Source organism: Halobacillus sp. Marseille-P3879, from assembly GCF_900240285.1.
GTDB lineage: Bacteria > Bacillota > Bacilli > Bacillales > Halobacillaceae > Halobacillus_A.
Window position 1 is genome coordinate 1,326,621 of the sequence record NZ_OESS01000002.1, and the last position, 11,180, is coordinate 1,337,800.

The 11,180-nt window shown below is 39.1% G+C and carries 11 protein-coding genes and 2 rRNA genes; 3 read left to right on the top strand and 10 right to left on the bottom strand.

The genetic code is table 11. The features are described 5' to 3' along the window. Positions 1-17 precede the first annotated feature (17 nt). Entirely contained in the window at positions 18-176 is a 159-nt protein-coding gene (locus tag C1A12_RS21255; RefSeq protein ID WP_200816594.1) for a hypothetical protein, read from the top strand. Positions 177-333: 157 nt separating this feature from the next. Here C1A12_RS21255 and C1A12_RS14590 read toward each other — a convergent pair whose 3' ends face one another. The 6 genes from C1A12_RS14590 to C1A12_RS14615 form a co-directional block, all read right to left on the bottom strand. Then, positions 334-1,134: a phosphotransferase family protein gene (locus C1A12_RS14590; RefSeq protein WP_101844952.1), complete on the bottom strand. Its 801-nt coding sequence runs from the start codon at positions 1,132-1,134 to the stop codon at positions 334-336. Between the two features lie 163 nt (positions 1,135-1,297). Then, positions 1,298-2,227 carry a diacylglycerol kinase family protein gene (locus tag C1A12_RS14595; RefSeq protein ID WP_101844780.1) on the bottom strand — a complete coding sequence of 310 codons (930 nt, stop codon included), beginning with the start codon at positions 2,225-2,227 and terminating at the stop codon, positions 1,298-1,300. Positions 2,228-2,340: 113 nt separating this feature from the next. Further along, the gene (locus C1A12_RS14600) at positions 2,341-3,246 is read right to left on the bottom strand and encodes an NERD domain-containing protein (RefSeq protein ID WP_101844782.1); all 906 of its coding nucleotides are present in this window, start codon (positions 3,244-3,246) and stop codon (positions 2,341-2,343) included. A gap of 1 nt (position 3,247) precedes the next feature. Next, positions 3,248-3,799 (bottom strand): RNA 2',3'-cyclic phosphodiesterase, encoded by a 552-nt coding sequence (gene thpR, locus C1A12_RS14605; protein WP_101844784.1) that lies wholly within the window; start codon positions 3,797-3,799, stop codon positions 3,248-3,250. 116 nt (positions 3,800-3,915) lie between these two features. Next, a complete protein-coding gene (gene pepV / locus C1A12_RS14610) occupies positions 3,916-5,289 on the bottom strand; it encodes a dipeptidase PepV (protein WP_101844786.1) in 1,374 nt (457 codons plus the stop codon). A gap of 3 nt (positions 5,290-5,292) precedes the next feature. After that, positions 5,293-6,285, bottom strand: coding sequence for a potassium channel family protein (locus tag C1A12_RS14615; protein WP_235001604.1), 993 nt, complete (start codon positions 6,283-6,285; stop codon positions 5,293-5,295). A gap of 162 nt (positions 6,286-6,447) precedes the next feature. Here C1A12_RS14615 and C1A12_RS14620 point away from each other — a divergent pair, with 162 nt between their 5' ends. Then, entirely contained in the window at positions 6,448-6,687 is a 240-nt protein-coding gene (locus C1A12_RS14620) for an HTH domain-containing protein (protein WP_373420461.1), read from the top strand. A gap of 40 nt (positions 6,688-6,727) precedes the next feature. Here the strand turns inward: C1A12_RS14620 and C1A12_RS14625 are convergent, their stop codons facing one another. Together C1A12_RS14625 and C1A12_RS14630 are read right to left on the bottom strand one after the other, a co-directional pair. Further along, positions 6,728-7,453 (bottom strand): pseudouridine synthase, encoded by a 726-nt coding sequence (locus C1A12_RS14625; protein WP_101844792.1) that lies wholly within the window; start codon positions 7,451-7,453, stop codon positions 6,728-6,730. A 12-nt stretch (positions 7,454-7,465) separates the two neighbouring features. Then, complete coding sequence (locus C1A12_RS14630; RefSeq protein WP_101844793.1) at positions 7,466-9,085, bottom strand: polysaccharide biosynthesis protein; 1,620 nt, start codon at positions 9,083-9,085, stop codon at positions 7,466-7,468. A gap of 112 nt (positions 9,086-9,197) precedes the next feature. Between C1A12_RS14630 and C1A12_RS14635 the strand changes: the two genes are divergently transcribed. Beyond that, positions 9,198-10,457, top strand: a complete 1,260-nt coding sequence (locus C1A12_RS14635) for an NAD(P)/FAD-dependent oxidoreductase (protein WP_101844795.1) — start codon at positions 9,198-9,200, stop codon at positions 10,455-10,457. 439 nt (positions 10,458-10,896) lie between these two features. Here C1A12_RS14635 and rrf read toward each other — a convergent pair. After that, positions 10,897-11,010 (bottom strand): 5S ribosomal RNA (gene rrf / locus C1A12_RS14645). A gap of 77 nt (positions 11,011-11,087) precedes the next feature. Continuing rightward, positions 11,088-11,180 (bottom strand): 23S ribosomal RNA (locus C1A12_RS14650); the annotation flags it as partial.

Genomic DNA, 11,180 nt, shown 5'->3' on the forward strand with positions numbered 1-11,180 from the left:
GAGTGAATTTTTCATTTATGCAATTATTACGTCAATCAATTGAACTCTCTGTAGTAGCCGTTTTTTCTATACTTTTTGCAGGTTATGCCGTTTTTATATACCCATTTGAAAAATTAAACGAAAAGCTGAGCACTGAAGTTCGGGAGAAAAAAGTTAAATACGCTACCTTTTCATAAAAAAGCTTTATAGAATGTTTTGTGGCCTTATGGTTGTTTCTTCCCACTTTAATACCACTTGCTTTTGTTACTGCAAGGTTTTACGTCATTCATCAGCTAAATGTAATAAGCTTCAAATTAAAAAAGAGCGTTCCCTGCTGACAGGATCGCTCTTTTATTATGGCCAGATGTTGTTTGCATTCATCATTCGACTGAGCTTTTGAATTCTAATCTCAGCTTCATTATATTCTCCACGCATCATATGCCACTGAATAAATGACAAAGACTGGGAGACAGCATACCACTTCATTCGTTCCATTAAATGATCGCTGTCAATTCCTCCATATTGCTGCATCCAGCTGTTCCAATTTTCTTTTGGGATATATGTGAAAAGGAGCATTCCTAAATCTAAGGCAGGATCGGCCACCATTGCATTATCCCAATCAATTAAATAAAGCTGATTATCTGAGGAGAGCAGCCAATTGTTATGATTTGTGTCACAGTGACAAACCACGTGCTGATCGTGATGAGCTCGCTTTTCGTTCTTCTCTAAATATTTAATCGCCTGGTGAATTTCAATGCGTGAGTCCACCTGATCAAGAATCTTCTGATTTTCTTTAATGTCCTGAAGAATTTCTACGGGAGTCAACGGATGCTTCCCTAACCGCATCAACATGTCCAAAAGTTCACTGGAATGATGAATTTTGCTGAGAAGTGCCGCTACTCTTGGATGCTTCATTTCTTCCGTATTTAATTCTCGTCCTTCCAGCCACTCTTGGGCCGTAATGACATCCCCGTTTTCCAGTCTTTTTGTCCAAACGAGCTTGGGAACGATGCCCTCAGCAGAAAGAACGGCAAGAAAGGGGGAGGAATTACGTTTTAAAAATAAACGTTTCCCATCGTTTTGAGCGTAATATGCTTCTCCAGTGGAACCTCCAGCGGGAGTGATTGTCCAGTTTTGACCTAATATATGCTCCAACCAATTCACCTTCAATTCCTCAAATCTTCCTGTGATAGCTCACGTATTAGTAGTACAAGTATATCGTATAATTTAATATATCTGTAGTCCATCTTACACCGTACAAAATAAACACCTTTTTACAGATTAACTCAAAAGCAGTTCAACTTTCAAGGAAAATTTTCTAGTCGGTTAAAAATAGTCGGCTTTCCTTTGTCTTTTTGATTCTGCACTCGTCACAACGGTAGATTTGACCATCTAGTTGTAACAGCAAAGACTCCGTCCCCTTTAACTTTATTGAAGATCCCCTCACTTCATGAACCTTTTTCAAACTGATATGCTTCCCCGCAAAAACAGTCGCGAACAAAAAAATCAGTTTCCACCTCGTGATAGGCTCTATTAATATAATAGAAAACTTAGGTGAGGTCAGATGGGATTTTGGAGCTATCTTCATCCCTTTACCAAAAAAAGGGTGATTAGCAATAACGGCTAACGTAAAGGTTTTACTTTTAACTCTTCTACCTTCTATATCGACTTCAGCCTGAACATACTTAAACCTCTTCATTCCTTTAAGGAAAGCAAACAAATACTGCAGTCTACCTAACCGGCTCTTCTGCAACTTCCTTCTGAAAACACTCTCATTGGCTGTAGCTGCAACTTGACTGTCTAGTCCCGTTCCTGCACTATTAATAAAATACAAAGTTGCAGACCGCTGCCCGGCTAAAATATCAACCTGGCCGATTTTAAATTTAACAATATTTGGCTGACTCATGATCTTTCTAAAGAGAGTAATTCCTTGAGACTTTAATTCTAAACCTCTGGCAAAATCATTCCCTGTTCCAGCAGGTATAATTCCTACGGGCAGCTCAGGCCACGGGGCCAGACCATTTATTACTTCATGGATCGTACCGTCTCCTCCAATAATAATAACAGCTTTAATAGCGGAGTAATATGTCTTAACAATTGATTTGACAAGAGTATTAGCGTGGCCGTTATATTCCGTCTGATAGGAGCGGCAGTTATTTGAACGAAACAAAGGCTCTTTTTGAATGAGTTCAAGCAATCTAAATGCTGATCCATCACCAGCCTTTGGGTTAGTTATAACTATATACATAAGTCCAATCTCCTGTCCGACGTCAAATTATTATACTATAATTTAAAAATAAAATAAGCAGCTTCCGTCAGAATACGACTAACTTTACAGCAAGTAAGATGTCAAAACCTGAATTACTCTTCGATAGAGCTTTCCTCCCACTCAGGTCTTTTAACTGCAGCAGTTCTCGTGTGCTTTAGCAGCTTTTCCGCCATCATAAGCTGGCTGTGCTTAAGAGGGGTGCTCAGCATTCTTTTCTCCATAAGCCATCGTTCAAAAGAACGTTCATCAACGTAAGAGGTTAAGTAAGGTTCCTTAGAAGCGTAGATAGTAGTTCCAGGTGCCAACACAGTAAGCCTGTACTCTAAGCCAAAATCATACGTGCTCATAATACTTCTTAAATAGGTTTCCGTTCGCTTTAAACTGAGAAGAGGGCTGGACATGGTACGCTTTCCTTCATTTGTTTCTTTATGCCATTGTTTCTGGGAGTAAGGAGATATATAATCAGCCTCCACATCAATATAGTTAATCACTTCCACCTCATAAGGGCCGATGATTATAATTCCAGCTTCCATCGGAGCTTTATTTACTTCTACAATAGGCTTATACAGGATTAAATAATGATCAGGCAGCCGCTGAAGGAGCATTTGTAAGTGCAGGTCTTCTTTGAAACCAGGGTCTATAAAGGATCTCTCTAGTAGAGTGGTGCTTGCCCATTTTAGCTGAAAAGGGAGCAATTCATCCAGGAAATATTTTTTTAACTCATTTATATTCTTTGGATTCTCAGTATTTTCCAATACGCTCTCGTTTTCATAATTGGGTTCGATGGTATTTTTTCGAGTAAAGAACTGCTTCCACCCTGTGGTCTTTCTCTCAGGTATTTGACTTGGCCCGGAGCTCTTATTGAATTCCCCATTTTCCCATTGTCGTTTAAGTTGATTCCATTTCTGTTGCTTAAGTCTTATGTACTTAGCAGGATAATGATAAATATTACTTTCATACCTTGAAATATAATCCTGCAATTTTATAAGTTGAGCCACATCAATCCCCCTGTAACTTAAATTCGGTGGTTTTCTCATATTTTGGGTTTTCCCCTGGGTGAATTTTATAAAGATAAAATTGCTCAACCTCCATGTCAAGGTGATTCAAGAAGATAGTTTCCCCTTCCCCAAGGGGAGACTGCCCTTCTTTCCATTTCTTTGCTAAAGTAACATGAGGGGAGTAAGATCTTTTTTCCCTTGGAAAACCTAATTTCTCACCTGTTCTGTCGATGGTTTCTTTCAGGTGTATCAAGGAAGAGTGAGCTTCAGTATCTACGAAGAACACACGCGGATGCTTCCTATCACCAAAACCATTTGCAGGGCCGATGTCTAAAGAAAAACGTTCTGGTAAAGAGAGACCTGATAATTCTTCCTGCCATTTACGTACCTGATCAGGACTGCATCCTCCCAAAAATTTAAGAGTAATGTGAAGGTCATCTGGATGAGTCCACACTTTGTAATCCATTCTGTCTGCTAACTCTCTCTGCATCTCCATACACATTTTTTTCACCTTTTCCGTTACCGGGATCCCTATAAAATAATGCTTACTCATGCCAATAACTCCTTCGATTCCTAATTTTGAAAGGCTTTAACAAAGAACGTAAGTCAGATGTCTTACATTAAACGAAAAAAAATACCTGAGTCAAAACTTTATTCATAGAATTTTTTTCAACGGCTTAAATGCTGAATAGCTTCAGCATAAATCGCTATGGCTTTAATCATATCTTTTAATTGTATATGTTCATTTGCTTGATGTGCTGTGTCAGGACTGTCTTTAAAAAGAGCTCCATAAGCCACTCCCGTTTCTAAAGCGCGGGCATACGTTGCACCACCTATTGAGTGAGGGATAGCAGTATCTTCTGCATGGCGATTATAAATTTCCAATAAAGCCTGAATATGAGGATGCTCTTTTTTTATATGGAGCGCCTTAAGGTGATCATAAATCTCCATCGTCCCATGGGCTTTCTTAGAAAACCGCTTTAAAGATTGAACAATTAATTCTGAATCAATCGTTACTGGATACCTCACGTTCACTCCTACACGGCATTTCTCTCCACTTTTCCAATCAACTATTCCCATGTTACATGTCAAATTACCTGAGACTTCATCTTGAAAATTACAATTCAACCCACTGCCTGCAGGGTCAGATAAACATTCAATAATGTGATTGACTATCTCTGCATGATCCGGGTGCAGCTGGATTTCTTTTAAAAATTTGAGCAGGTGAAGTGCAGCATTAACTCCATTCTCCGGCTTACTTCCATGTGCTGTCTTTCCGTATAAGGTTAAAAGAAAGGTGTTCTCCTGCTTTTGAATATTCCCCTTTAATTGGTGGAGATTTAAAAAGGCTTGAAAAAGTTCTTCAATATCGTTGATCTTAAGTCTTGCTTCTGCAGCGTCAGGAACCATATTTAACCGCTCACCACTTGAAAAGGACAATAGAGCATTAGAGGAAGTAACATCCGGGACGTCAAAATTTATATAACTGTCGATCAACCCTTTTTCCGCATGGATAACAGGAAAAACCGCATCTGGTGTGAACCCAAAAACGGGCATCTCTTCTTTTTTAAAATAATGCTCAATGCCTTTCCAATCACGCTCTTCATCTGTTCCTAAAATCAGTCTTACTCTTTTCTTCGGTACAAATCCCTGGTCCTTTAATAGTTTCATTGCAAGATAAGCAGCCACAACAGGTCCTTTATCATCCTGGGCACCTCTTGCGTAAAGACAATCTCCTTCTATGACCGGCTGAAAAGGCTCGGTAGACCAGCCATCCCCAGGAGGTACCACATCCAAATGACCAAGTAATCCTATGACCTCTTCACCTGCACCAAACTCAATATGTCCAGCGTGGCCCTCTATATTGCTGCATAAGAATCCATCTTCTTTCCCCAATGAAAGCATGTAGTGTAATGCTTCATCAATAGATTTCCCATAAGGAAAGTGATCACTAGCCTCAAAGACACTAGGTATTCGAAGCAAAGGAAACAACTTTTCTATATATTCCTCTTTGTATGCAGGAGCCAGTTTAGAATATTCCAAGTATCATTCAGCCTCCTTTTTTAACAACTGTTGATACGTTTTCTGGTCACAAACCACGTATAATTCTGCATCCTCTGGAATATTTTCATGTAAACGCCGATTAATGGTTAAATCGTTACGATCTGCAATTAAAGTTGCCCCATGATTTAATAGTTCTTGAAAGGCATCACCATAAGTTTTCCAATTGTTTAGATTCGGGACGTGATATAAATCATCGCCAACGGAGCGGCTGAGCAGTTGACTGTAAATTCCAGAAACACCTTTTCTAAAGGCTGATCGAACAGCTAACGAAGAGATGGTCTCATTAGAGATGATAAATTCATCCACCCTTGCATGCTTAAAGTTTTTGATATGCCGCTCTTCCATTACTTCAACGACTGTATGAACATCTGGCGCTACGGTTTCAATCGTAGATGCAATCAGCAGTGTCTTTCCATCAATCATTTGATCACTGTCTAACGAACTATCAGCAAATATTAAGACAGCCTTCGCTTCCCTTAGGTTCGCTTTAAGCAAGGTAGACTCATCTGAAGCGTTCCCTTTTATGTAATGAATGTTCTCTGCTAAAAGTGGGGCTTCTTTAAGCTCATCAATAATGACGACTTCAATCTCTTTGTTCGTATCAAGGATTTCATCAATGGCGAACTTCGCTTTTTGAGACCATCCAATGATTATTAAATGCTGTTTGTCTTTGTACACAATATCACCTTCCACCCTTTTTTTTCTGAAGACAGTAAGTCCGTCAACTATTTTTCCGATCGCAATACCAATAAGGCCAATCCCGAATATATATAAGAAAATACCAATTATCCGACCTGCAGGTGAAACAGGGAAGTAATCGCCATAACCTACAGTGGTAACTGTAGTCATCACCCACCAGAAACCGTCAAACAAAGTTGGGAAAGTATCATTTTCCACGATCACGATTAGAATGGAAGAGAAAAGAACGAGCAGGGCACTTGAAATAAACAAGACATAATTATTAATTTTTACCATTTTTATGAATAGCCTTCTTAATATAAACACTCCACATTTCCCCTTAAAAATGTAAATTTCGTGAATTATCTGTTAAATCAACTATAGAAAGTAGCCCTTTATCCGATGTTAGTGTACAATAAAAATATCTTCTAAGATTCACTGGCACCACAAATTCCTCTAATGACAATAAGGAGTGGTTTTTTGAATCATCCATCATCCCGTATGTTAAACCGAATTAAAGCTGTTTACATGTTTATTCATAAGAATGGGCCTGTAACAACTTCAGAGCTTGCTGATGAATTTGGACTTACGGACAGGACGATGCAAAGAGACATAAGCATTTTGGAATACAATGGACTTGTATGTAGTCCAAATCGTGGGAAGTGGACAACGACTGAAAAAAAAGTAAAAATATCATAAGTATGTAAAGCAACACCCAGAATGATTACTGGGTGTTTTTTTAATGGTCAAGATTTGTAAGCTGAAATAAGTAACTTATTTCAGCTTCACTTAATTCCCTGTATTCCCCAAGTTCAAGATCAGGGTCTAAATGTAGATCTCCAATACTAAGACGTTTTAAGTAGGTCACTCTTTTTCCTACTGCTTCAAACATTCGTTTCACTTGATGATACTTTCCTTCGGTGATAGTGAGTTTTATTTCCGACTGTGGGCCTGTCTTTTCAATTTCAAGAAAGGAAGGTTTAGTAACATAGCCATCATCAAGGCATACGCCAGCTTGAAAAACTTCAACATCTCTTTCGGTAACTTCTCCTTCAATATGAGCAAAATAAGTCTTTCCTATATCTTTCTTAGGTGTAGTTAAACGGTGAGAAAGCTGTCCATCATTTGTAATAAGCAGCAGCCCTTCTGTATCCTTGTCCAACCGCCCAACAGGAAAAGGATCAAACAAAGCATCCTCAGGCTGTAGGATATCTATAACTGTCAAATCATTGCTGTCCTCTGTGGCGGAAACCACATCGTCCGGCTTATGGAGCATTAAATAAATAAATTCTTTGTATTCGACAACCTCTCCGTTCACGCTTACTTCTTCCTCATTGGGGTTCACGTGGGTTTTTGGACTTTTCTCTACCTGATTATTCACTCGTACATGACCTGATTTCAAGAGCTGCTTTACTTCTTTACGGGTTCCATAACCCATGTTAGCCAATAGTTTATCAATTCTCATTTTTCCACCTGCCTATCTTCGCTTTAAAAATTTATCTACTATACGCACACGTCCTCCGAGTATTCGTTCCAACAATGTCGTCTGATAGGACATCCACATATACAACAGCCCGCCAATCCCTGCACTGATGAGGAGAATAAATAATGCAGCTAACCGGTCTTCTAACGGGTTCCAAACTAATCCAAACCCGGATTTAACTAGCCAGACCACTCCTGCCATTATACTTGTAAGGATCAAAATCAGCAGTGACCGTTTAAATACAGGTTTATAGGAAAAATGAATACCTCTATGGATTCTCCATAGATTTAAGGACAATGCGATTAAGACAGCAAGTCCGGTTGAAATAATAGAACCTTTAGCTCCGAACAATACAATAAACCAAAAATTCGTAGCTGTCTTAATAAACAGTCCTGCTCCCAAGCTGACCAGCGCAAAGTTCTGACGGTTCACGCCTTGTAAAATAGCAGCAGAGACTGTATAGGAAGCAAATAGTAAGCCTACTGGAGCATACCACCTCAACAGACTGCCATAATAGTCTACATTTTCTACACCATAGAAAGAACCATAAGCTTCATAAGAAAGAACTGACAATCCGACAACAGCGGGAATTATCAGCAATGCTACAATCTGCAATGCTTGGTTAATTTGATGATTAAGCTGAACCATGTTTTGTTTTGTAAAAGACTTTGTGATGGCCGGAAGTAATGCTAGTGATAAACCAATGCCTAAAGTTACGGGTATAATGACAAGCTTGTGACTGAGGACATGTATAGCTGATAAGGATGCCCCTGAAATATCTCCAAGTCCTGCGGCAGACATAGCTTTATTAAATGTAAATTGGTCGATCAGCTGATATAACGGCGTTGCTATACCTACTAATACAAAAGGTCCAGCATAACTGATCAACTCTTTAAACATATCCTTCCTTGATAAATCATACGTATACTCCTGGCTGTCCAATTGACGGTCCAGGTATGGTTTGCGTTTTTTCCAATACACGATTAGAACTATTAATGACGCAATTCCTCCTATAAAAGCTGCAAACGTAGAAAAACCAATAGCTGTAGGGATTGTCCCCTCAAATACATTCAACACAACATAAACAGAAACTAATAAAAATAAAATACGTACAACCTGCTCAATGACCTGCGATACTCCAGTAGGTGCCATTGATTCATTTCCTTGAAAGAAACCGCGGATAATACTCATACTAGGAATGATCAAAAGTGCGAATGCAACCATGCGAATAACCATTGCTGTATCCTCTGAGGAAGCTGTTGTATCTTCATTCGAAAGACTAAGCTGCGCAATAGGGTCGGCGCATAAGAACAAAATCAAAAAGGTAATAATACCTGTAATCCCCATCAACTGCATGCCTGATTTAAACATGTCTCTGCCCGTTTGATAGTCTTCGAGAGAATTATACTTGGAGACAAATTTCGAAACAGCCATTGGCACCCCAAGTGTAGATAAACTTAATAAAATGTTGTATGGTGTATAAGCATAGAAATAGAGTTCCATGCCTTCAGGTCCAACCATTTGTTCAAAGGGAACAGTATAAATCATCCCTAAGAACTTTGATAAAAAGGTAGCACCTGTTAAAATCATCGTACCTTTTAATATTTTCGACATAATTTTATCTTCACCTTCAATTATTTTAGAGTCAACTTTGTCTATTTTATCATAAAAGTTCGAAAAACAATGAATAAGAAAAGGAAAAGAAGGAAAGAAAGGAAGTCACCATATGTCTTATCAAGTTATCGTCATAGGGGGAGGGCCCTCTGGTTTAATGGCTGCAATTGCAGCAGCTGAACAAGGGGTTAAAACCTTATTAATTGATAAAGGTAAAAAACTAGGGACAAAACTGGCCATTTCAGGCGGGGGACGTTGTAACGTTACCAATCGACTGCCGGAGGAGGAAGTAATTAAACATATCCCAGGAAACGGCCGCTTTTTATACAGTCCTTTTTCTATTTTTAATAACTATGACATTATTGATTTTTTTGAAAATCTAGGAGTAGCACTTAAAGAAGAGGACCACGGAAGAATGTTTCCCATTAGTAATAAAGCAAAAGACGTTGTTAACGCCCTTCTTAACAGGTTAGATGAATTAGATGTGGACGTTCGTAAAAGCACACCAGTAGAAGCAGTACATTATGGAAAAGACAGCCACACGGTTATCCTAAAAACCGGTGAAAAGGTATTAAGTAAATCAATTGTACTTGCAGTCGGTGGAAAAGCTGTTCCCCATACAGGATCAACAGGAGATGGATACGCCTGGGCCAAAAAAGCCGGCCATACGATCACTGATTTATTTCCAACAGAAGTTCCTCTTCTATCCAATGACTCTTTTATTAAAGACAAATCCCTCCAGGGGCTTTCGCTTCGCGATGTAGGGGTGTCTGTCTTAAATCAGAAAAAGAAAAAGATCGTCACTCATACTATGGATATGCTGTTTACTCACTTTGGAGTATCCGGGCCAGCAGTGCTAAGGTGTTCCCAATTTGTAGTCAAGGAACTTATGAAAGGACACAAACCTGTTATACTTGAGATTGACTGTTTGCCTGATATAAAAGAAGAGACTCTTATCGCTGAATTGAAAGAGTTAGCAGCTAATGAGCCTAAAAAAACATTCCGTAACTTAATTAAAGGAAAGTTACCAGAACGACTTTTGGATTACCTCCTTGAGTTTGTGGGGATTTCTCCAAATGAGAAATCCGCAAATATTTCTAACGAGCAGATAAGACAGCTAAGCCATGCTATGAAACACTTCACAATAAACATTGACGGTTCCCAACCTATTGAGAAAGCTTTTGTAACAGGAGGCGGAGTTTCAATTAAAGAGATTGTACCAAGTACAATGCAATCAAAATTAATGAATCGATTATATTTTTGTGGAGAAATACTAGACATTCACGGATATACCGGAGGTTACAATATCACATCAGCTATGGTGACCGGTCGAGTAGCTGGAATGCATGCAGCCTATGAGGCAATGGGATGAATTATATTTAAGAAAGTCGAGAAATCTTAAGCATTTCTCGACTTTCTTGTTAGATAGGCTCCTCTGCTCCCGAGTACATCATTTATTAAGTATTGCATCTCCTCTCTATCTTCAGCAGTTACAACTGGATCCTCTGAATCCCACTCCAGGGTATAAAGAATATAATACCGTCGTACTTTTTTAAAATGAAAAACGGAATAAGGAAATTTATTAAAATAACCCCTCACCATTTTCCTCCGAGAGTGACTCCATCTTAAAAGTTTAATAAAACCTCACCCCGAACATATATTCTCTCTATTGTGGTATATTGGGTAAATTAGGAGAATTCAATTGATAAGGTGCAGTTACTAAACAATAAAACCGGCTTTTCCCTTCTTCATGAAATCCATTCTACATAAAAAAACCTTAGAAGAAACTAATCTTCTAAGGTTTAATATTAACGTGGCAGCGTCCTACTCTCACGGGGGTAAACCCGACTACCATCGGCGCTGAAGAGCTTAACTGCTGTGTTCGGCATGGGAACAGGTGTGACCTCTTCGCTGTCGCCACCACATCATATAGAGGTGAACCCTCAAAACTGGATAAGCTTTATGAATCATCTTTGGTACGAAACGCCTTTCACAAAGGCTTGTAGTTAAGTCATCGATTGATTAGTATCCGTCAGCTGCACGTGTCACCACGCTTCCACCTCGGACCTATTGACCTCATCGTCTCTGAGGAATC